Source organism: Achromobacter sp. JCM 18799, from assembly GCF_055395645.1.
Genome location: NZ_AP043866.1, coordinates 333493 through 354090, shown reverse-complemented (window position 1 = coordinate 354090; position 20598 = coordinate 333493). Strand labels below are relative to the sequence as shown.

At 66.4% G+C, this 20598-nt stretch carries 17 protein-coding genes and 1 pseudogene; 10 read left to right on the top strand and 8 right to left on the bottom strand.

What is annotated here, in order from left to right; genetic code table 11:
• Nucleotides 1-19: 19 nt before the first annotated feature.
• Nucleotides 20-910, top strand: coding sequence for a LysR family transcriptional regulator (locus ACZ5YA_RS01935; RefSeq protein WP_464091929.1), 891 nt, complete (start codon nt 20-22; stop codon nt 908-910).
• Nucleotides 911-1162: 252 nt separating this feature from the next.
• The gene (locus ACZ5YA_RS01930; protein WP_410469187.1) at nt 1163-2479 is read left to right on the top strand and encodes an MFS transporter; all 1317 of its coding nucleotides are present in this window, start codon (nt 1163-1165) and stop codon (nt 2477-2479) included.
• Nucleotides 2480-2539: 60 nt separating this feature from the next.
• On the opposite strand, the gene ACZ5YA_RS01925 is transcribed toward ACZ5YA_RS01930, so the two are convergent.
• The 4 genes from ACZ5YA_RS01925 to ACZ5YA_RS01910 all read right to left on the bottom strand — a co-directional run bounded on the left by ACZ5YA_RS01925 (nt 2540) and on the right by ACZ5YA_RS01910 (nt 6320).
• Nucleotides 2540-3133, bottom strand: a complete 594-nt coding sequence (locus ACZ5YA_RS01925) for a 2-hydroxychromene-2-carboxylate isomerase (RefSeq protein ID WP_059378509.1) — start codon at nt 3131-3133, stop codon at nt 2540-2542.
• A gap of 11 nt (nt 3134-3144) precedes the next feature.
• On the bottom strand, nt 3145-4482 hold the full coding sequence (locus tag ACZ5YA_RS01920; RefSeq protein ID WP_118933899.1) for an MFS transporter: 1338 nt from the start codon (nt 4480-4482) through the stop codon (nt 3145-3147).
• A 45-nt stretch (nt 4483-4527) separates the two neighbouring features.
• Nucleotides 4528-5313: an aldolase gene (locus tag ACZ5YA_RS01915; protein ID WP_059378493.1), complete on the bottom strand. Its 786-nt coding sequence runs from the start codon at nt 5311-5313 to the stop codon at nt 4528-4530.
• A gap of 131 nt (nt 5314-5444) precedes the next feature.
• Nucleotides 5445-6320, bottom strand: coding sequence for a LysR family transcriptional regulator (locus ACZ5YA_RS01910; RefSeq protein ID WP_059378492.1), 876 nt, complete (start codon nt 6318-6320; stop codon nt 5445-5447).
• Between the two features lie 148 nt (nt 6321-6468).
• Here ACZ5YA_RS01910 and ACZ5YA_RS01905 point away from each other — a divergent pair, with 148 nt between their 5' ends.
• On the top strand, nt 6469-6912 hold the full coding sequence (locus tag ACZ5YA_RS01905) for an NUDIX hydrolase (protein WP_464091928.1): 444 nt from the start codon (nt 6469-6471) through the stop codon (nt 6910-6912).
• A gap of 4 nt (nt 6913-6916) precedes the next feature.
• Here ACZ5YA_RS01905 and gcvA read toward each other — a convergent pair whose 3' ends face one another.
• Complete coding sequence (gene gcvA, locus ACZ5YA_RS01900) at nt 6917-7813, bottom strand: transcriptional regulator GcvA (protein WP_251880675.1); 897 nt, start codon at nt 7811-7813, stop codon at nt 6917-6919.
• A 124-nt stretch (nt 7814-7937) separates the two neighbouring features.
• On the opposite strand from gcvA, the gene ACZ5YA_RS01895 reads away from it, so the two are divergent.
• The 4 genes and pseudogenes from ACZ5YA_RS01895 to ACZ5YA_RS01880 all read left to right on the top strand — a co-directional run bounded on the left by ACZ5YA_RS01895 (nt 7938) and on the right by ACZ5YA_RS01880 (nt 12954).
• Complete coding sequence (locus tag ACZ5YA_RS01895; RefSeq protein ID WP_464091927.1) at nt 7938-9362, top strand: amidase; 1425 nt, start codon at nt 7938-7940, stop codon at nt 9360-9362.
• A gap of 8 nt (nt 9363-9370) precedes the next feature.
• Nucleotides 9371-10636 carry an MFS transporter gene (locus tag ACZ5YA_RS01890; RefSeq protein ID WP_464091926.1) on the top strand — a complete coding sequence of 422 codons (1266 nt, stop codon included), beginning with the start codon at nt 9371-9373 and terminating at the stop codon, nt 10634-10636.
• Nucleotides 10637-10665: 29 nt separating this feature from the next.
• Nucleotides 10666-11473, top strand: a pseudogene (locus ACZ5YA_RS01885) (aminoglycoside phosphotransferase family protein).
• Nucleotides 11474-11559: 86 nt separating this feature from the next.
• Nucleotides 11560-12954, top strand: a complete 1395-nt coding sequence (locus ACZ5YA_RS01880) for a GntP family permease (protein ID WP_059378482.1) — start codon at nt 11560-11562, stop codon at nt 12952-12954.
• On the opposite strand, the gene ACZ5YA_RS01875 is transcribed toward ACZ5YA_RS01880, so the two are convergent.
• Nucleotides 12933-13844: a LysR family transcriptional regulator gene (locus tag ACZ5YA_RS01875; protein ID WP_118933883.1), complete on the bottom strand. Its 912-nt coding sequence runs from the start codon at nt 13842-13844 to the stop codon at nt 12933-12935. The genes ACZ5YA_RS01880 and ACZ5YA_RS01875 overlap by 22 nt on opposite strands.
• A gap of 116 nt (nt 13845-13960) precedes the next feature.
• Here ACZ5YA_RS01875 and ACZ5YA_RS01870 point away from each other — a divergent pair, with 116 nt between their 5' ends.
• Together ACZ5YA_RS01870 and ACZ5YA_RS01865 are read left to right on the top strand one after the other, a co-directional pair.
• Nucleotides 13961-14704, top strand: a complete 744-nt coding sequence (locus tag ACZ5YA_RS01870) for an SDR family oxidoreductase (RefSeq protein WP_464091925.1) — start codon at nt 13961-13963, stop codon at nt 14702-14704.
• 346 nt (nt 14705-15050) lie between these two features.
• Entirely contained in the window at nt 15051-15935 is an 885-nt protein-coding gene (locus tag ACZ5YA_RS01865) for a crotonase/enoyl-CoA hydratase family protein (protein ID WP_054459094.1), read from the top strand.
• A gap of 24 nt (nt 15936-15959) precedes the next feature.
• Here the strand turns inward: ACZ5YA_RS01865 and pdeR are convergent, their stop codons facing one another.
• Nucleotides 15960-17957, bottom strand: coding sequence for a cyclic di-GMP phosphodiesterase (gene pdeR / locus ACZ5YA_RS01860; protein ID WP_251880683.1), 1998 nt, complete (start codon nt 17955-17957; stop codon nt 15960-15962).
• A gap of 130 nt (nt 17958-18087) precedes the next feature.
• Here pdeR and ACZ5YA_RS01855 point away from each other — a divergent pair, with 130 nt between their 5' ends.
• Nucleotides 18088-19167 carry an IS630 family transposase gene (locus ACZ5YA_RS01855; protein ID WP_005801445.1) on the top strand — a complete coding sequence of 360 codons (1080 nt, stop codon included), beginning with the start codon at nt 18088-18090 and terminating at the stop codon, nt 19165-19167.
• 259 nt (nt 19168-19426) lie between these two features.
• Here the strand turns inward: ACZ5YA_RS01855 and ACZ5YA_RS01850 are convergent, their stop codons facing one another.
• Nucleotides 19427-20422, bottom strand: coding sequence for a Bug family tripartite tricarboxylate transporter substrate binding protein (locus ACZ5YA_RS01850; protein WP_059378475.1), 996 nt, complete (start codon nt 20420-20422; stop codon nt 19427-19429).
• Between the last annotated feature and the right edge of the window lie 176 nt (nt 20423-20598).

The window sequence follows — 20598 nt, the reverse complement described above, 5'->3', positions numbered from 1 at the left end:
TTAACATCAGGTTAATCATATGAAATTGAATCTACGGCAGATCGAAGTCTTCCGGGCGATCATGCTCAGCGGTTCCATCAGTGGCGCCTCCAAGCTGCTTTTCGTGTCCCAGCCCGCGGTCAGCCGGCTGATCGCCTATACGGAGCAGCGCCTGGGCCTGACGCTGTTCCAGCGCATCAAGGGCCGGCTCTACCCCACGCCTGAGGCCCACCGCCTGTTCGTGGAAGTCACGGCGCTATACCAGAACGTGCAGCGCGTGAACGAGGTCGCCGACAATCTCGCCGAAAACCGCGAGGGGCAACTGCGGCTGTCCTGCAGCCCCAGCCTGGGCCAGTCCTTGCTGCCCCGCGCGATCGCGCTGTTCCGCAAGCGTTATCCCCAGATGCGCATCGTGCTGCAAACTCAGATACCGGCAACACTGCAACAGGCCTTGCTGACGCAGCAGATCGAATTGGGCGTGGCTTATATGCCGGTGGAACACCCGAGCCTGGCCTCTCAACCTCTCTACGAAAACAAGATCGTCGCGGTCCTGCCCAAGGGACATCCGCTGGCGGCGCAAGGCCAGGTAGAGGTGCCCGATCTGGTCAACGAACCCCTGATCGGCTACAGCGCCGACATCCCTTTTGGCATGCTGATCAACCGGCTATTCGGCAACGAGGACTCGCGGCCCGAGCCGCTCATCGAGGTGCAGCAGGCCCATGTCGCCTGCGCCCTGGTGCAGGCGGGCGCAGGCGTGGCGCTGGTGGACGAAATCACGGTGGCTGGCCCTACCTGGTCGAACGTGGTGGCGGTGCCCATCCGGGGCACCGTCAACGCGCCAGTGAACGTCTTCTACTTGCAGTTGCAGCCCCTGTCGCGCCCCGCGCTGGCTTTCATCAACGTGCTGCACGAGTTGGAGCGGCACAACTAGGTTCTCCTGGTCCGCTCAAGCCTCCTGGGGTTATCCCTTATCCTGACCTGAACCGTCCCCCACGCCCCGCTATGGCGTGGGCGAATGATTAATGTGATGTTATGGACCAGGAACAAAAGGTAATACGACATTATCGGCATTGATTTCTATGATGCGCTCGTCTGTTCCGGGGAACTGGTCATCTATGCGCCAGGACGCCCCCCGAACGCTCACGATCTGAACTGGGAAACAATGAAGGACATATCGATGAACCTGGGAGCCGAGGCCGTGCCGACCCGCAACGCGACCCAATCCGCGCAGCATCACAGCGGACGCAAGGCAGTCATTGCCGCTTCGGCAGGCAATGCGCTCGAATGGTATGACTTCACCGTCTATGCCCTGTTCGCGGTCTACATCGGACAGAACTTTTTTCAGAACGCCAACCCGACCGTGCAATTGATGACGTCGTTCCTGGCCTTCGGTCTGGGCTTTGTGGTCCGTCCGCTGGGCGCGCTGGTGCTTGGCTCCTATGGCGACCGGGCCGGCCGCAAGGCGACCCTGACGCTAACCATCATGCTGATGGCCCTGGGCACGCTGCTGATCGCTGCCGCGCCTCCCTATGCCGCCATCGGCGTGGGCGCCCCGCTCCTGATCGTCTGCGGCCGAGTGTTGCAAGGCTTCTCGGCCGGCGGCGAAGTCGGCGGCGCCACGGCCTTCCTGGTGGAGCACGCCCCCGCAGGCAAACGCGGCCAGTACGCTTCCTGGCTGCAGGCAAGCATGGGCATCTCCAATTTGCTGGGCGCGCTCGTGGCAACCCTGGTCACCACCCTGCTTACCGAAGAACAGGTTGGTGAATGGGGCTGGCGCATACCCTTCATCCTGGGCCTGGCCATCGCGCCGGTGGGCTTGTGGATGCGCGCGGCGCTGGACGAAACGCCGCACTTCCGCGAGGAACAGGAACGCCAGGCCCGCCAGAATGCCCGCGTCAAGGCGCCCCTGTTGGCCGTCATCCGTGACTATCCCAAGGAACTGCTGACCGGCCTCTGCATGTCAGTGCTCTGGGCAGTCGGCCCCTATGCCCTCATCATTTTCATGCCGATCTACGTACAGAAATCGATGGGGTTCACGAGTTCGGAAGCCTTCCTGGCGGCGCTGGTGGGCAATCTGTTCTTGACTGGCGGCTGTGTGTTCTCCGGCACCCTGTCGGACCGCTACGGACGCCGCAACATGCTGCGCGCCGCCGCCGCAGTGCTGATGGTCGCCGTCTATCCCCTGATGATGTGGCTGCAGGCATCGCACACGCAGATGACGCTGATCGTGGTGCAGTCATTGTTCTGTCTGATGGTGGCTATGTATGTCGGCGTGGCGCCCGCCGCGCTGTCCGAGGTCTTTCCCACCGCGGTACGTTCCTCGGGCATGTCCCTGACGTACAACACGGCGGTAACCGTGCTGGGAGGCTTCGCTCCGGCCATCCTGACCTGGATCACTTACACCACGGGCGTGGCCTTTGCCCCGGCGCTGTATGTCATGGCCGCCAGTCTCGTCGCGCTGCTAGCCCTGACCGTGCTGCCGCAGGGCAAGCATATCTGACATCGCCCTGGCGGGCCGTCGAGCAAGAAGTTCACAACGGCCCGCCAACTCCTGCTTTATTCAGGCCGCCACGGCCTCCTCCAGCATCTCCAACCGGTCCTGGCCCCAGAACACCTCGCCCCGGTACACATACGAAGGCGATCCGAACACCCCGGCCGCGACCGCGTCGTTGGTGTTGCGGCGGTAGACGGCCTCGATGCCGGGCTCGGCCGCCGCGGTCAGCAATGCCGGGGCGTCCAGCCCCTGCTGCCGCAGGATGGCGCGCAGGGTGGCTTCGTCGGAGATGTCCTGCTCGTCGCACCACTCCGCTTTCAGGATGGCCTTGTACAGCGCCGCCACCGGCAGGCCGGCGTGGTCGGCCGCGATCACGATGCGCGAAGCCAGGCTGGCATCCGGGCACATGTAGGCCGGCTGCGGATTGACGTGGATGTCCAGCTTGCGGCACCAGCGCGCCAGCTCCGTCACGCGGTAAGCCTGGCGCTCCGGCGCGCGCAGGCCCAGCAGGATGCCGCCGGTGCGGGCATAGACCTCGGGCAGGTCCACCGGCAGATAGCGGATCCGCGCCTGCTGCCGGGCCGCCAGCGCCTCCAGCCTGTCGGCGCCGAGGTAGGCCCAGTCGGAGTTCATCCAGAAGTAGTAGTCGATGGTCTTCATGGCGTCCTCAATCATGGCGTTCTCAGGTTGGCGCGGGCAGGCACCCGCAGGGCCGCAACCGCAGGCGCCTCGCTGCGCATCAGCCAGGCGCTGAACAAAGCGATCACACCGAGAATGCTCAAGTACCACACCACGTACTGCGGATCGCCCCCGCCCTTGGCCAGCAGCCAGGTCGCCACGATGGGCGCCAGGCCGCCGCCGATGGCGCCGGACACCTGCACCGCCAGCGAAATGCCGGTGTAGCGCACCTCGGCCGGAAACTGGCTGGAGAACAAGGTGCCTTCCGGCCCGTAGAGGCAAGCGTAGACCAGGCCGACCGCCAGGCAAACCGCCAGGATGATCCACCCCGTGTCCCGCGTGCCCAGCAGATGGAAGAACACCGGCGCGCAGGCCAGGATGCCCAGGGTGCCGACCATGAATACCCACTTGTGGCCGATCTTGTCGCCCAGCATGCCGAACAGCGGCATGGTGAACAGCGCCACGGCCGCGCCCCAGATCGTGGCATCCAGCATCACCGAGCGAGCGATGCCCAGGGTGCCCGTGGCGTAGGCCAGCGAGAAGGTCACCACGGTGTAGAACCAGGTCACCTCCGCCAGCCTGGCGCCCACCACCACCAGCAGCGCGCGGCGGTGGTGCTTCAGGACTTCCGCCACCGGCACCTCGACCTTGGCGCCCTTCTCCTTCATCTGCTCGAAGTCGGGCGACTCGGCCACCTTGACCCGGATGAACCAGCCCACCAGCAGCAACACCACGCTGGCCAGGAACGGCAGGCGCCAGCCCCAGGCCAGCATGTCGGCCTCGGGCAGGCTGGCGACCGCCCCCATCGCCAGCGACGACAGGATCAGGCCCGGCGCCACGCCGGCCTGCGGCAGGCTGCCGAAAAAGCCCTTCTTGCCGTCCGGCGCGTGTTCCACCGCCATCAGCACCGCCCCGCCCCACTCGCCGCCGACGGCGATGCCTTGCAGGAAGCGCATCAGCACCAGCAGCACTGCGGCCCAGTAGCCGATCTGCTCATACGAAGGGATCAACCCGATCAGGATGGTGGGCACGCCCATCAGCAACAGGGTGATGAGCAGCATGGATTTGCGGCCGATCTTGTCGCCGTAATGGCCGAAGATCACGCCGCCCAGCGGCCGCGCGAAAAAGCCCACGGAATAGGTGGCGAACGCCGCCAGCGTGCCCGTCAACGGGTCGAAGGACGGAAAGAAGATTTTGTTGAAGATCAGCGCGGCAGCGGTGCCGTAGAGAAAAAAGTCGTACCACTCGATGGTGGTGCCCATCATGCTGGCCAGTCCGGCCGTCACGTAATCGCGGCGCGAGCGCGCAGCCGCAGGCTTGGTCGTCATCATCATGACTCCCCGAAAAAAGTGCTGGAAGAATGGGGCTGCGCGGTATCAGGCGGCGGGCAACGGCAAGGGCGCAATGCCATGCGTCTGCCGAGCCCAGTAATTGAACGTCGCGTTGACGATCGAGGGCTTGAGCAGATAGTCGTGCGCTTCGCGCGCCAGCGCGTCATCGACCGGCGTCAGCGGACCGAAGGCCTGCGCGCGGATCTGCATGCGCGCCGCGCGCTCCAGGTAGACCGACAGGTAGGTCGCCTCTTCGCACGAAACGCCGGCCGTCAGGTAGCCGTGATGCGCCAGGATGATGGCGCGCTTTTTGCCCAGCGCGCCGGAGATGATCACCCCTTCCTGGTCCGCGATCGGCACGCCCGGCCACTCGCCCAGGAAGGCGCAGTCGTCGTGCAGCGGCGTCATGTCCATCTGCGAGATCACCAGCGGCTGGCGCGCCGCGGCCAGCGCCGAGGCCCAGGGCGAATGCGTGTGGATGATGGACTGCACGTCGGGCCGCGCCTCGTACACCCACAGATGAAAACGCGTGGCCGGGTTGGCCATGCCTTCCCCCGTCAGCGTGTGCAGGTCGCGGTCGACTTCGATGAAATCGGCCGGCGTGGCTTCGTCAAAGCCCAGCCCGAAGCGCAAGGTCCAGTAGGCGCCCGGACGCTGCGAGCGCACGCTGATCTGGCCGGCCAGCCCGGCTTCCTGCTCGGTCATGGCCAGGATGCGACAGGCATAGGCCATGGTTTCCTGGATGCTGCGCGGCACGGCGCGCAGATGCTGCGCCATTTCCTGCGTGGCGCGGGAGTCGAAATATGATTTCTCTCTTAATGCGGTGCTCATGTCTTCCCCTGTGTAATGCCCGCGTCATCGGCGCCACCGGACGCCGCGCGAGGTATGCACAGTATGGAAAGCCAGCCGCAATACAGCCATGCAGCCAGGGTCATAGCTGCTATTCGAGCCTGCCGGCTCCGCTACTGCAGCGCGATGCGGTGGGCGACGGCCAGCAGTTCGCTCACCAGCGGCAAAGGCTGGCGGTTGGCCAAGGTGATGGCGACCACGCGGCGCCGCAAGATGGGGCTCTGGACCCGGACCTTGCGCAGGCCGTATTCGGTCAGCAGCTTGTCGGGGATGCGGGACGGCAGGATACAGGCGCCCACGCCCGAGGACACCAGCTTGAGCATGGCGTCTATGGTTTCGGCCTCGGCCACGAACTCCGGCTCCAGCCCCGCGCTATGGATCATCTTGCGCAGCGCGTAGTGCGGCGGAAAGCCTACCAGCCGCAGGTCCATGCCGGCCAGGTCGACGTCGTCCGGCAGTTCCACGTCGCCGCGCACGATCAGGCACATGTCGTCGTCGAACAGCGTGGCCGACGCCAGGTTGTCCGAAGCGACCGCCGCGTCGTAGACAAAGCCCACGTCCGCCTTGCCGCTTTCCACCAGCGCCACTACCTCGGGCGAACTGCGGCCCATCACGGACAGGTTCACGTGTTCATGGCTGCTGACGAAACTGGCCACCACCTCGGCCATGAAGTAGTAGCTGAGCGTATGCACGGTAGCCAGCCGGACTGTGCCCTGCGTCACGCCTTCGCGCTGGCGCACGGCCTCCAGCACCCGGTCGATGTTCTTGTACGCGGGCTGGATGCCGTCGAACAGCCGCGCGCCCGCCTCGGTCAGCTCGACTCCGCGGCCGGTGCGCACGAACAGCGGCTTGCCCACGTGGGCTTCCAACGCCGCCAGTTGCCGGCTCAGCCCGGACTGGGTCTGGTCCAGGTCTTCCGCCGCGCGCGATAGCGATTTGAGTTCCGCGATGCGCAAGAAATAGCGCAACTGCCGGTCCGGTGTATCCATGCTGCCCTCCCGCCCCCTTTTCGATGCGCTCATGCGGCGCGGCTGACAGTGTGCACCAGGGGCCGGTCCGGCACCACGGGGATTTGCGCTAAGCCCGGCTTGGCGTACCCTGGCATACCCGGCCCCCAGCTGCGCAAAGGAACCCCGCATGACCGCGCCCCCGCCCCAACGTCCCATCGCCGCCACCATCGCCGCCGTCGTGCGCGACGGCCGCGTGCTGCTGGTGCAACGCGCCAACCCGCCCGACCAGGGCCGCTGGGCCTTTCCCGGCGGCAAGATCTACGCGGGCGAAGGCGTGCTTGCCGCCGCCGCGCGTGAACTGCTGGAGGAAACCAGCGTGCGCGCGCAACCGCTGCAGGTGTTCGACGCGGTGGACGTCTACGACCGCGACGACGCGGGCGCGCTGCGCCGCCACTTCATCCTGATCGCGGTGCTGTGCCGCTGGCAATCCGGCGAACCGGTGGCGGGCGACGACGCCGCCGACGCCCGCTGGGTGCCGCTGGAAGCATTGGAAGATCATTCGCTCGCGACCAGCTTCGGCGTGGCCGAACTGGCGCGCAAGGCCGCGGCGCTGTCGTCCGCCGCGCCGTAGCGCTTCAGGCAGGCGCCCCCAGGCCGCTTTCCAGCAGCCAATCGCGAAACACCCGCGCCTTCTCCGGCATGGCGCCCCTGCCCGGCCACACCAGGTAGTAGCCGAACTCATCCAGCCAGGCGTCGCCGGCCAGCCGGACCAGACGTCCGGCCGCCACGTCGTCCTGCACCATCGCCACGGGCAGCAGGCCCGCCCCCTGGCCCGCGGCCACGGCCTGCAGCAACAGGCTGCCATCATCGAAAGCGGGGCCTCTAGGCATGCCCGCGTCCTCCACGCCCTGGGTCGCGAACCACAGTTGCCAGCCGTTGCGCGCTTCATCGTGCACGCGCGGCCAGCGCAGCAAATCCCGCACACCGGCCGGCATGCCCAGCTTGGTTACCAAAGCAGCCGATGCCACCGGCACCACTTCCACGGTCAGCAGGTGTTCGCTTTGCAGTCCCGCATAGCGGCCCAGTCCGTGGCGGATGGCGATGTCCGCGCCGTCCCGGCCGAAAGCCGCCAACGCGTTGCTGGTGACGAGCTGCAGATCGATCTCCGGATGGCGGGCTTGGAACTCGTGCAGCCGGGGGATCAGCCAGGCCGATGCGAAGAACGCGGTGGTGCTGACGGTGAGCACGCGGCTTTCGGGCGGTTGGGCAACGCGGGCGGACGCGGCCAGGATCTGGCGGAAGGCGTTGCGCACCGGCGGCAGGAAGCCGTGACCGGCGTCCGTCAGCTGGATGCCGCGGTTCACGCGCAGGAACAGGGCCACGCCCAGATGCTGCTCCAGCGACTTGATCATCTGGCTGACCGCCCCGGGCGTCACGCACAGTTCCTGCGCCGCGTCCTTCACCGACAGATGGCGGGCGGCAGCTTCGAAGGCCCGCAGCGCGTTGAGCGGAGGCAGTCGCGGAGTGGTCATGTCCGAAAAATTCAATGATTTAGTTTTTCTAATTCAAATCGAATAGAAATCATGGTTTGTACCCACGCCATACAGACATTAACTTGATCGGGTCTGTGACATGTACAAGATGGATAAAGAATAGATGAACTATACGGAAGACATCAAGGCCGCCGACCTGCACCACCTTGACCTGCTGGCGCTCGCCGCCCTGATCCGGTCGGGCGAGGTCTCGCCGGTGGAGATCACGCGCGCGCAACTACGGCGCATCGAAGCGCTGGACGGCGATCTGCGCAGTTATGCCCATGTAACCGCGGCCTCCGCGCTGCAGGAAGCGCAGGCCGCCGAAATCGAAATACGCCAGGGGCGCTACCGCGGCCCCCTGCATGGCGTCCCCCTCGCGCTGAAGGACCTGTTCCGGCGCAAGGGCGTGCCGACGGCTGCCGGCACCGCGATTCACCGCGGCGTGCCCGCCGACCATGACGCCACGGTAGCCCGCCGCCTGCGCGACGCGGGCGCCGTGCTGCTGGGGCAGCTGCAAATGACCGAAGGCGCGTACTCCGACCATCACCCCGACGTCGCGCCGCCGCGCAATCCCTGGCACGCGGATTACTGGATCGGCATCTCATCCAGCGGATCGGCGGTGGCGACGGCCGCCGGCCTGTGCTTCGGCGCGACCGCCTCGGACACCGGCGGTTCCATCCGCTGGCCTTGCGCGGCCGCGGGGCTGACCGGCATCAAGCCGACCTGGGGCCGCGTCAGCCGCCACGGCGTGTTCGAACTGGCGGCCTCGCTGGATCACGCCGGCGTCATCGCGCGCAGCGCGGCCGACGCCGCGGCGCTGCTGGAAGCGATAGCCGGCCCCGATGCGAAGGATCCGACCGCGCTGCAAGCGCCCGTGCCGCGCTACACCCTGGAGGCCGCCGTTCCGGTCGCCGGTCTGCGGATCGGCGTGGATGTGAACTGGAACCACGGCAACGTCGATGCGCGGACTCAGCGCATGATGGAAACGGCAATGCGGGTCTTCGAACAGCTGGGCGCGGCCTTGGTGCCGCTGCAGTTCCCCATCGAGGACGCCGCGCAGGCCGTGCGCGACTGGGCGCCGCTCTGCGCGGTCGAGGCGGCGGTTGCGCACGCCGGCACCTATCCATCCCGCAAGGCGGAGTACGGACCGGTGCTGGCCGGCGTGATCGAAGCGGGAAGCGCGCTCTCCGGCCTCGAATACCAGCGCATCCTGTTGCGCCGCATGGCCACGCGAGGCAAGGTCGATGCCTTGCTCGGCCGGGTCGATGCGCTGCTGACGCCGGTGCAGCCCATGGCGCCGCTCACGCTCGAAGCCATCAGCGTCCTGGGACTGCAGCCCGGACTGGTCGAAGCGCTGCAACGCTACACCTGCGTGTTCGACATGACGGGTCATCCCTGCCTGACGCTGCCCGCCGGGCAGTGCGAAGCCGGCATGCCCATGGGCATGCAACTGGTGGCGGCCCATCTGGACGAATCCGTGCTGTTCCGGCTGGGCGCCGCGTTCCAGGCGGCGACAAGCTGGCATCTGCGCCGGCCGGCGCTGTGAGGCCGGCGATGAACCTGCATGCGCAACACGGCGCCAGCGCGATCTTCCATGGCTGGCGGGTGGTGGCCGCGGCCTTCGCCATCACCTTGCTGGGCTTTGGCAGCGCCTATTCCTTCAGCGCCTTCGTCGACGCCTTGCAACGCGACTTCTCGGCCACGCGCGGCGCGGTGTCGCTGGTGTTCTCGCTGGCGGGATTCCTCTACTTCGGTTTTGGCGTCGTCAGCGGTCCGCTGGCGGACCGCTACGGCTCGCGCCGCATGGCCTGGATAGGCATGCTGCTGGTGGCGCTGGGCCTGGCGCTTGCCAGCGCCGCGCAGAGCATGATGCAGATCTACCTGGCCTACGGCTTGGGCGTCGGGCTGGGCGTGGGCTGCGCCTACGTGCCGGTGGTAGGCGCGGTGCAGCGCTGGTTCCTGCGCCGGCGCGGGCTGGCCTCGGGGCTGGCGGTCAGCGGCATCGGCGTGGGCACGCTGCTGGTGCCGCCGCTCGCCTCTGCCTTGATCGACCTGTGGGGCTGGCGCGCCGCCTATCTGGCGCTGGCCGCCGCCGTGGCGGTGCTGGGCTGCGCCGCGGCGCGCTGGGTTGAAAATTCGCCGCAAGACCGGGGACTGCAGCCTGATGGCGACGCCGCGCCCCCCGTCCGCGCGGCGCCTGCATCCGCGCCTGCCGGCGTGCCGGTGCTCGCCGCCATCCGCAGCAGGGTCTTCCTGCTGCTGTACCTGGCGGCCATGGCCGGCGCCTTCGGCGTCTTCGTGCCCTTCGTGCATCTCATCCCCTATGCCCTGGATCACGGCATCGCGCCGGGACGGGCCGTGCTGCTGCTGGGCATGGTCGGCGTGGGCAGCACGGCGGGCCGGTTCCTGCTGGGTTCGCTGGCCGACCGGCTGGGCCGGCGCGCCTCGCTCGCCACGATGTATGGCGGCATGGCGGCGTCGCTGGCGCTATGGGGCGCTTGCGGCCAGTTCTGGACGCTGGCGCTGTTCGCGCTGGTGTTCGGCGCGTTCTACGGCGGCTGGGTGGCCTTGATGCCGGCGGTGGTCATGGATTACTTCGGCGGCCGCCACGTCAGCGGCATCATCGGCGCGCTCTACACCAGCGTGGCGTTCGGCACGCTGATCGGCCCGGTGGCGGCGGGCCATGCGTACGACCTCAGCGGCTCCTATCTGCTGCCCATCGTCGCCAGCGCGGCAGGCAATGCGCTGGCGGCGGCGATTACGGCATTGCTGCCGCGGCAACGCGCGACGCAGGCCATGCCGCGCCGGGTTCTACTATAGAGGTCCGTCCCAGCACTCCCCGCAAGCCCATGTTCGACACCTACCTTTCCCGCTGGCAACTGACCCCCGACGGCGCTCCCATCATCACGCGCGCCGCCCAATTGCTGCCCGTGCGCCATCGCGGCCAACCCGCCATGCTCAAGGTCTCGCACGAGGAAGACGAGAAGCAAGGCGGCGTGCTGATGCGCTGGTGGGACGGCCAGGGCGCCGCGCGCGTGCTGGCGCACGACGACGCAGCCATCCTGCTGGAGCGGGCCACCGGCACGCGCTCGCTGGCCGACTACGCCCGCAATGGGCGCGACGACGAGGCCACCCGCATCATCTGCGGCGTGCTGCAGGATCTGCACGCGCCGCGCGCCCGGCCGCTGCCCGCGCTGCGTCCGCTGGAAGAATGGTTCGAGGAACTGTGGCCCATGGCGCAGGCGCAAGGCGGCATCCTGGCGCACAGCGCGCCACGCCCGCGCCCTGCTCGACAGCCCGCGCGACCCGACAGTGCTGCACGGCGACGTGCACCACGACAACATCCTGGACTTCGGCGAGCGCGGCTGGCTGGTCATCGACCCCAAGCGCCTGCACGGCGAGCGCGCCTTCGACTACGCCAACATCTTCTGCAACCCGGACCTGGCGGATCCGATCCCGCCCGTCGCCATCGTGCCAGGACGCTTCGAGCGGCGGCTGGAACTTGTCGTGGCGCAATCCGGCCTGGAGCGCCGCCGGCTGCTGCAATGGATCCTGGCCTGGTGCGGCCTGTCCGCCGCCTGGTTCATGGGTGGAGGCGAGGACGCCGCGATCGACCTGGATATCGCCCGCCAGGCGCAGGCGCTGCTGGATCGCTGAATCCCGGCCGTTGCAAACAAGGTATCCGGTTTGATGCGGTAAGGTGTAGCCCCACACCCCTTATCTCTTCATTCCCGGAGTACCGAATGACCGGATTGTTCATCGTGGTGGCGGCGCTGGCGTTCCTGATGCTGGCGGCGTATCGAGGCTATAGCGTGATCCTGTGCGCGCCCATCGCGGCCATGGGCGCGGTGCTGCTGACCGACCCGTCGGCGCTGGCGCCCGTGTTCTCGGGCATCTTCATGGAGCGCATGGCGGGCTTCGCCAAGCTCTACTTCCCCGTGTTCTTGCTGGGCGCCGTGTTCGGCAAGCTGATCGAGCTGTCGGGCTTCTCGCGCGCCATCGTGCAGGCGGTGCTGCGCCTGATCGGCGCCGAACGCGCCATCATGGCCATCGTGCTGGTCTGCGCGGTGCTGACCTACGGCGGCGTGTCGCTGTTCGTGGTGGTGTTCGCGGTCTATCCGTTCGCGGCCGAGATGTTCCGCCAGGGCGGCATCCCGAAGCGGCTGATGCCGGGCGCGATCGCCCTGGGCGCGTTCACCTTCACCATGACCGCCCTGCCCGGCACGCCGCAGATCCAGAACATCATCCCCACCACCTTCTTCGAAACGACCACCTGGGCCGCGCCCTGGCTGGGCCTGATCGGCGCCTGCTTCACGCTGACCGCCGGCATCGCCTATCTGGAGTGGCGGCGCAAGCGCGCGGCGGCCGCCGGCGAGACCTACGGCACCGACCTGCGCAACGAACCGGTCACGCCGCCCAATGAACGCGAACACCATCCGCTGGTCGCCCTGCTGCCGCTGGTGGTAGTGGGCGTCGTCAACTACCTGCTGACGCGCTGGATACCGGGCTGGTATCCGGCCGGCTCCGAAGTCGCGCTGCCCGGCCTGCCCAAGCCCATGCCCGTCAATGCCGAAGACCAGGTAGCGCTGTGGGCGGTGATGGGCGCGCTGATCGCAGGCATCGTCACCATCCTGCTGTTCTCGTTCCGCGGCATCAAGGCGCACTTCGCCGAAGGCAGCAAGAACGCGGTGTCGGGCGCGTTGCTGGCGTCGATGAACACGGCGGCGGAATACGGCTTTGGCGGCGTGATTGCCGCCCTGCCCGGCTTCCTGCTGGTGGCCGACGCGCTCAAGGCCATCCCCGACCCGCTGGTGGGCGAGGCAGTGGCCGTGACCTCGCTGGCCGGCATCACCGGTTCGGCCTCGGGCGGCATGAGCATCGCGCTGGCGGCCATGGCGCAGACCTTCATCGACAGCGCCCACGCGGCGGGCATCCCCATGGAGGTGCTGCACCGCATCGCCGCCATGGCCAGCGGCGGCATGGACACGCTGCCGCACAACGGCGCGGTCATCACGCTGCTGGCGGTCACGGGCCTGACGCACCGCCAGTCCTACGGCGACATCTTCGCCATCACGCTGATATCGACCGCTTCGGTCTTCCTGGCGATCGCGGTGTACTACCTGACCGGCATCGTCTGAGCCAGGCCGGCGGCGATGACCTCCGCCAGCCATTGCGTGAAGACGCGCACCCGCGCCGACACCTGGCGGTTCTGCGGATACAGCACCGACACGGGCATGGGCGCGGGCGGCGCGCCGGGCAGCACGATCTTCAGCTCGCCCGTCGCCAGCTCGCGCTCGACGCGGTAGCGCGGCACCTGCACCAATCCCAGTCCGGCCAGCGCGGCGCTGGTGTAGAGCTCCGCGCCGGTCACGCTGACCACGGCCCTGGGGCGCACCTGCACGTTCTTGCCATCGACCGTGAAATCCAGCGGCAGGCTGCGCCCCGTGGCGCTGGACAGGTAGTCCACCGCCCGGTGGCCTTCCAGGTCTTCCAGCCGCCGCGGCTCGCCGTAGCGCGCCAGATAGGCGGGGCTGGCCACCGTGACTTGCGGCATCAGCGCGATCTGGCGTCCCACCAGCGAAGAATCCTGCAGCGTGCCGGTACGCAGCACGCAATCCACGCCTTCGCGCACCAGGTCCACCAGCCGGTCGTCCTCGCCCAGCTGCAGCACGATGTCGGGATAGCGTTCCAGGAAGGCCGGCAGTCCGGGCATGACGAAGAACCTGGCCAGCGTGCCCTGCGCGTTGACGCGCAGCAGGCCCTTGGGCGAGGTGTCCAGGAATGCGCCGTCGGCCTCTTCCAGATCCGCCAGGAGCCGCACGCAGCGCTGGTAGTGGGCCTCGCCGTCATGGGTCAGCCGCACCTGGCGCGTGGTGCGTTCAAGCAGCCGCGCCCCCAGGCGCGCTTCCATCCGCTTGACCAGGTTGGTGACCGTGGGGCGCGGAATCTGCAGGTCCTCGGCGGCCTTGGAAAAGCTGCGCCTTTCGGCGATGCGCACGAACACCAGCATTTCCTGGAACCGGTCCATCGTCACTCACCTATTATTAATGCAGATGAAATTATGTTAGCGAATATAGAGTAATTATCTTTCTTCTGGAATAGTTCAAGATACGCCTCACCCCCCAATCCAACCGGAGATACGACATGAACACCCAGGCCACGCAACGCATCGCGCTCGTCACCGGCGGATCGCGCGGCATAGGCGCCGCCATCGTCCGCCGCCTGGCGCGAGACGGCCACGCCGTCGCCATCAACTACGCCTCCAGCGCCGCCGAGGCCGCAACCCTGGCCGATGACATCCGCGCGGCGGGCGGCCGCGCCCTGGCCGTGCGCGCCGACGTGTCGCGGGTGGACCAGGTGCGCGCCATGTTCGACCAGGTGGAAGCGGAGTTGGGGCGCATCGACGTGCTGGTCAACAGCGCCGGCATCCTGAAGATGGTGCCGCTGGCCGAAACCAGCGACGAGCTCTACGACCAGACCTTCGGCATCAACACCCGCGGCACCTTCAACACGCTGCGCGAAGCCGCCACGCGGCTGGCCGACGGCGGCAGCATCGTCAACGTGTCCAGCACCACCATCGCGCTCAACCTGCCGAACTACTCCGTCTACATCGCCAGCAAGGCGGCGGTGGAAAGCCTCACCCAGGTGTTCGCCAAGGAATTGCGCGGCCGCCGCATCACCGTCAACGCGGTGGCGCCCGGCCCCGTCGCCACCGACCTCTTCCTCAACGGCAAGAGCCCCGAGCTGATCGAGCACTATGCCAAGATGCCGCCGCTGGAGCGCCTGGGCCAGCCCGATGACATCGCCAACGTGGTGTCGTTCCTGGCGGGCCCCGAGGCGGGTTGGGTCAACGGCCAGATCCTGCGCGCCAACGGCGGCGTCGCCTGACCTGGCGCATTCCAGCACCGCAAAACGCAAGCCCGCGCGCGGCCGCCCGGCCGCGCCATCCCTCATCCCTACGCATGAGCGCGCCGACTTCGGCGCACGCGCGGCGCATCGCCCCGATAGCCGCGAAATTGCGTGTACCCCTCATCCGTTTTACCCATGCCCCCATCGCCTGATGGGTTGAGCGGCTGCGTCCGCTCATCGCGTTTCTCCGTTGATCACTCGGGCCTTTGACTTACGGACAAGTCTGGCCAGCTGGACGAGTTTTGCATGAGACGAGAGCCGGAAGGTCTGTATTAGGCTGATCCCGTAGTACTCCGACTCACCTTGATCAATTGGACGAAAGTAAATGAATCAACTCATTCATCCGGATTGCCACCCCTTCACCGCCGCCGGCAACCTGAAGCAGCTCTCGGCGTTCTACGAGGAGGGACGTCGGGTCATGTGGATGATGCTGCGCGCTCAACCGCGTCCGTGCTTCAACCATGAACTGATCGACGAGATCATGACCCTGGCGCGCGCCGCCAAGGACTCTGGCCTGCCGATCGACTTCTGGGTCACCGGCTCGCTCGTTCCTCAGATCTATAACGTGGGCGGCGATCTGAATTTCTTCGCGGAAGCCATACGCACCGGCAAGCGCGAAGCGCTGCGGGCGTACGCCCGGGCTTGCGTGGATTGCGTGCATGCCGCCACCCGCGGCTTCGACACTGGCGCGATCTCGCTGGCGATGATCGAAGGCACCGCCCTGGGCGGCGGCTTCGAGGCCGCGTTGGCGCACCACTTCGTGCTGGCGCAGAACACCGCCCGCATGGGCTTTCCTGAAATGGCGTTCAACCTCTTCCCTGGCATGGGCGGCTACTCGCTGGTGGCGCGGCGCTCGGGCATGAAGCTGGCCGAAGAACTGATAGGCACGGGCGAATCCCACACCGCCGAATGGTTCCATGGCCGCGGCCTGGTCGACGTGCTGTTCGAGCCGGGCGACGCCTACAAGGCCACGCGCACCTTCATCGACGTGATGCGGCCCAAGCTCAACGGCATGCGCGCCATGTTGCGCGCGCGCCAGCGCGTGCTGAGCCTGTCGCGCTCGGAGCTGATGGACATTACCGAAGATTGGGTCGAAGCCGCGTTCTCGATCGACCCGAAGGACCGCGCCTACATGGAGCGCCTGGTGATGGCGCAGAACCGCCGCAGTTCTTCCAGCGCGGAGTCCGCGCTGGAAGCCACCATGCATTGATGCGGTAAGGCGCTGCCGGCTGCGTCAGGCAATGAGATGCAGCCGGCGGCGCTGAGCCAGCCAGGCGGTGAACTCCGCCGCCGGCATGGGCTTGGCGTACAGGTAGCCCTGTTTGGCGTCCACGCCCAGGGTGTCGACGAACACGGCTTCTTCGGTGGTTTCCACGCCCTCGGCGATCACCTTGAGCTCCAGCGTGCGCGCCACCGCGACGATGGCGCGCGCCAGCGCCTGCGACACCGGGTTCTCGTTGACGCCGCGCACGAAGCTGGCGTCCAGCTTGATCGCGTCCAGCGGAATGCGGGCCAGCTGCGACAACGAGGAATAGCCGGTGCCGAAGTCGTCCAGATGGACCCGCGCGCCAAGTTGGCGGAACTGCTTGATCAGTTCGATGGCGGCGCCTTCGTCGTCGATCAGGCAGCTTTCGGTCAGTTCGATGTCCAGCAGGCAGGGATCCAGGCTGGCGTCGTTGATGGCGCGCATGAAGTCGCTGACCACGCCCTTGTCATTCAACTGCCGCGCCGACATGTTGATGGCGATGCGGATGTTCAGGCCGTCGCGCTTCCAGGCCGCGGCCTGCCTGGCCGCTTCACGCATGACCCATACGCCCAGCGGCGAGATCAGGCCCGACTCCTCGGCGTACGGAATGAAGACGGCGGGGCCGACCATGCCGCGTTCCGGCGAACGCCAGCGCACCAGGGCTTCGACCCCGTCGACCTCGCCATTGCGGCCGGCCAGCTTGGGCTGGTAGTACAGCATCAGATGGTCTTCGGCCAGCGCCTTGCGCAGATTGGTGTCCAGCCAGACGTAGTCCGCGTTGCGGCGGTCCATCTCGGGCTGGAACACGCGGTAGGTATGGCGCCCCGCTTCCTTGGCCACATACATGGCGATGTCGGCGCTGCGCACCACGCTGTCCAGGTCGGCGCCGTGCTCCGGATACATGGCGATGCCGATGGAGCAACTGGTGTAGACCTCGATCAGCCCCTGGCGGAAAGGCTCGCGCAGCCGTTCGATGATGCGCTGGGCGGTCGCCTCCAGCTCCCAGGTCTGCGCGGCCTCGTGCAGCACGATGAATTCGTCCCCGCCCAGCCGCGCCAGGGTCTGGCCTTCGGCGAGGCAGGACGAGATCGCGACCGCCACCGACTTCAACAGACGGTCGCCGAAGCCGTGGCCGTAGTGATCGTTGATGCGCTTGAAATTGTCCAGGTCCAGGAACAGCACGCCGCCCCGCCCGTCCTCGCCCGCCGCCAGCGCCGCCTTCAGCCGCGTCGTGATCGCGTGGCGGTTGGGCAGGTTGGTCAGCATGTCGGTATTGGCCAGCACCCGCAGGCGCTCCTGCGCCTGGCGTTCCTCGGTGATGTCGGTGCCCGAGCAGATCAGGTAGACGCGCTTTTCGCCGCTGCCGCTGGTGACGAACTTGTTGCGGAACAGGAAGAGGCGCGGCCCCTTGACCGTATTGATGAGGCGCTCGGCCTCGTAGGATTGCCCACGCTTGTAGAACTCGGCGATATTGCGGCGCGAGGCGATCGCCTCTTCGCGCGTCATGAACATCTCGAACACGCTGCGGCCGATGATGTCCTGCTCGCGCTTGCCGGTGTATTCCTCGCTGAGCTTGTTGAAGCGCTGCACCCGGCCGTTCTGGTCGACGATGACGATGACCGAGTTGGCCTCGGACACCACGGTCTCGGCAAAGGACAGGCCTTCGACCAGATCCTTGGCCACGGATTCAGTGTCGGAATGGGCGGACGCGGTGCCGGCCCATTCGTTGGGATTGATCTTGCGGCCCACCAGGTGGAGCCTGAGCATGTCGCCGTACAGCGAGATGTCGATGCGCACGCTGGACGTGATGCCCGTCAGGCTGCGTATCGTCTCGGCTTGTTCCGGGCGCAATGCCATCGCGATATTGGCTGCGCCCTTGACTGCTGCAAGTTCGAACGCGTCGCTATCGGCGGACAGACGCCAATACGGACTATGCGTTCCGAAATGCGTGTACAGAATCGACTTTTCGTCCTGGTCGTCTGTCATTGTTATCCCCCTTCTGCCGTCCTGGGAAGGCCCGCAAACTACATTACGGCCTAGTGTGGTGTCTCAAAAATAGATAGAACTATTTTGACCGGTGTTGGTCGAATCAGCTTCCTTATAGGAGACTACGCTGATGGCCCACCCTGGACGCCCCGCCACGAAGCTGCAGATCACCGATGCCGAGCGCGCAGAGCTGCATGCGCGACTGCGCGTACGCAAAGCGCCCGAGGACGAGAAGCTGCGCATGCGAATCGTGCTGGGCTGCGCAGATGGGGAGTCGGGCACCATGATTGCCCAACGCTTGGGCACGACGGTGCAAACTGTCTCCAAGTGGCGGCGGCGCTACCGGGCGTATCGTCTGGCGGGTTTGACCGATGCCCCGCGCGCTGGCCGCCCGCGCAGTGTGGGCGACGAGCAGGTTCAGCTCATTGTGGACAAGGTTCGCCAGAGCAAGCCTGACAACGCCACGCACTGGAGCGTGCGCCAGATGAGTCGGCACGCTGGCGTATCGCCCGCGACGGTGCAGCGCATCTGGCATGCCTTTGGGCTGAAGCCGCACCTGCAAGAAACCTTCAAGCTATCGACGGATCCCCATTTCGTGGACAAGGTACGGGATGTGGTGGGGCTGTATATGGCACCACCCGATCGCGCCTTGGTGCTGTGCGTGGACGAGAAGAGCCAGATCCAGGCTCTGGATCGCACCCAACCAGGGTTACCACTGACGTTTGGCAAACCCAGCACGCGCACGCACGATTACAAGCGCCATGGCACAACGTCGCTGTTTGCAGCGCTGGATGTGGCCACTGGCAAAGTCATAGGACAGCTCAAGCGCCGTCACCGCAGTGTGGAATTCCTGCAGTTCCTCAAAGCCATCGATGCAGCGGTGCCTGGCGAACAAGACATCCACCTGATCATGGACAACTACGGCACGCACAAGACGCAGGCAGTGCGGGCCTGGCTAGCAGCCCATCCTCGCTACCACGTTCACTTCACGCCCACCTCAGCGTCCTGGCTCAATCTGGTCGAGCGTTTCTTTAGCCAGATCAGCGAGCAGTGGATCAAGCGCAGCGCCCACACCAGCGTTGCTCAGCTGGAGCAATCCATACGGGAATACATTGATCGTCACAACGAGGATCCCAAGCCGTTCGTGTGGCATAAAAGTGCGGACACCATCTTGGCATCTGTGGCGCGGGCAGCGAGTACCATTATTTGATGATTACTTTTGAGACACCACACTAGTCTATTCGGGGTCAACCACTGTATACAATCTCGCGAGAGCTTTATTGCGGTTTATTGCGTCCCTTTTGGCGGTTCATAGCGCAAAACTTTGCATGCACCCTTTTTTCAGTGCGTATTCCTCAGTTTGCGCGCAAGCCTTGTTGCGTCTTTCGCGAGCGCGCGCACAAACAAAATCGCCGGAGGTTCCCGGCGGAACTTCCGGCGTGTGACGTATAGCCACAACTTTAGGGGTATTAATCCCCCTTCACGCCCGCTTCGTCGATGACCTTGGTCCAACGCGCCAGCTCGGCCGACACGCGGGCGCCGGCGTCGGCTGGCGTGGTCCAGGTGGCGATGGCGCCCTGGTTCAGCAGCGAGGCCTGGACCTCCGGCTTGGCCAGGATCTTCTTCAGCTCGCCATTCAAACGCTCGATCACCGGCGCCGGGGTATTGGCCGGCGCCACGATCCCGAACATCGAACTGACCTCGAAATCCTTCAGGCCGGCTTCGGCCGCGGTCGGCACGTCCGGCAGCGCGTCCACCCGTTGCGCCGACGTCACCGCCAGCGCGCGCAGCTTGCCGGCCTTGATGCTGCCCTGCGCCGCGGGCACGGTTTCGATCATGCTGAGCACCTGCCCGCCCATCAGGTCGGTCATGGCCGGGCCGCTACCCTTGTAGGGCACGTGCAGCACTTCCACGCCAGCGGTGCGCTTGAACATTTCGGCGGCCAGATGCTGCGGCGAACCGTTGCCGGCAGAACCCATGGTGATGTAGCCGGGCTTGGACTTGGCCAGCGCGATGAACTCGGCCAGCGTTTTCGCCTGCACCGACGGATTCACCACGAACACCAGCGGCACCGTGCCCACGATGGACACCGGCGCGAAGCTCTTCTCCACGTCATAGGTGACGCGGCCGCGGTACAGGGCGGCGTTGATGGAATGGCTGGTCAGCGCGCCCATCAGCAGCGTGTAGCCGTCGGGCTGCGCCTTGGCGACCTGGTCGGCGCCGATGTTGCCGGCGGCGCCCGCCCGGTTCTCCACGATCACCGACTGGCCCAGCGCGCCGGTCAGCTCCTGCGCCAGCACGCGGCCGATGACGTCGGTCGCGCCTCCGGGCGGGTACGGCACGATCATGCGGATGGGCTTGTCGGGGTAGGCGTCGGCGGCCAGGGCGGGAGCGGACATGCCGGCGCACAAGGCCAGCAGGGAAAACAACACGGCGCGGCGCGGCCGCAGACGCAGGTCTGACATGTAGGTCTCCTGCCGGGATGGGTATAGGAATGAAACGGACGCCCGGCTCGTCAACCGGGCCAGTGTAGGTTCGGCAACTTGATTGAAGAATCAGAATTTTTCTATCGACTGATCTATTAATAAGATCAATTAAACGGCACTGATAAATCGCTTGCGGGCGTTTTCAAAGGCTGGCT

Coding starts and splice junctions, on each gene's coding strand:
- pdeR (WP_251880683.1), bottom strand. CDS start 17,957: ATGACAGACGACCAGGACGAAAAGTCGATTCTGTACACGCATTTCGGA.
- ACZ5YA_RS01935 (WP_464091929.1), top strand. CDS start 20: ATGAAATTGAATCTACGGCAGATCGAAGTCTTCCGGGCGATCATGCTC.
- ACZ5YA_RS01850 (WP_059378475.1), bottom strand. CDS start 20,422: ATGTCAGACCTGCGTCTGCGGCCGCGCCGCGCCGTGTTGTTTTCCCTG.
- ACZ5YA_RS01870 (WP_464091925.1), top strand. CDS start 13,961: ATGAACACCCAGGCCACGCAACGCATCGCGCTCGTCACCGGCGGATCG.
- ACZ5YA_RS01890 (WP_464091926.1), top strand. CDS start 9,371: ATGAACCTGCATGCGCAACACGGCGCCAGCGCGATCTTCCATGGCTGG.
- ACZ5YA_RS01895 (WP_464091927.1), top strand. CDS start 7,938: ATGAACTATACGGAAGACATCAAGGCCGCCGACCTGCACCACCTTGAC.
- ACZ5YA_RS01910 (WP_059378492.1), bottom strand. CDS start 6,320: ATGGATACACCGGACCGGCAGTTGCGCTATTTCTTGCGCATCGCGGAA.
- ACZ5YA_RS01905 (WP_464091928.1), top strand. CDS start 6,469: ATGACCGCGCCCCCGCCCCAACGTCCCATCGCCGCCACCATCGCCGCC.
- ACZ5YA_RS01875 (WP_118933883.1), bottom strand. CDS start 13,844: ATGGACCGGTTCCAGGAAATGCTGGTGTTCGTGCGCATCGCCGAAAGG.
- gcvA (WP_251880675.1), bottom strand. CDS start 7,813: ATGACCACTCCGCGACTGCCTCCGCTCAACGCGCTGCGGGCCTTCGAA.
- ACZ5YA_RS01920 (WP_118933899.1), bottom strand. CDS start 4,482: ATGATGACGACCAAGCCTGCGGCTGCGCGCTCGCGCCGCGATTACGTG.
- ACZ5YA_RS01880 (WP_059378482.1), top strand. CDS start 11,560: ATGACCGGATTGTTCATCGTGGTGGCGGCGCTGGCGTTCCTGATGCTG.
- ACZ5YA_RS01925 (WP_059378509.1), bottom strand. CDS start 3,133: ATGAAGACCATCGACTACTACTTCTGGATGAACTCCGACTGGGCCTAC.
- ACZ5YA_RS01915 (WP_059378493.1), bottom strand. CDS start 5,313: ATGAGCACCGCATTAAGAGAGAAATCATATTTCGACTCCCGCGCCACG.
- ACZ5YA_RS01855 (WP_005801445.1), top strand. CDS start 18,088: ATGGCCCACCCTGGACGCCCCGCCACGAAGCTGCAGATCACCGATGCC.
- ACZ5YA_RS01865 (WP_054459094.1), top strand. CDS start 15,051: ATGAATCAACTCATTCATCCGGATTGCCACCCCTTCACCGCCGCCGGC.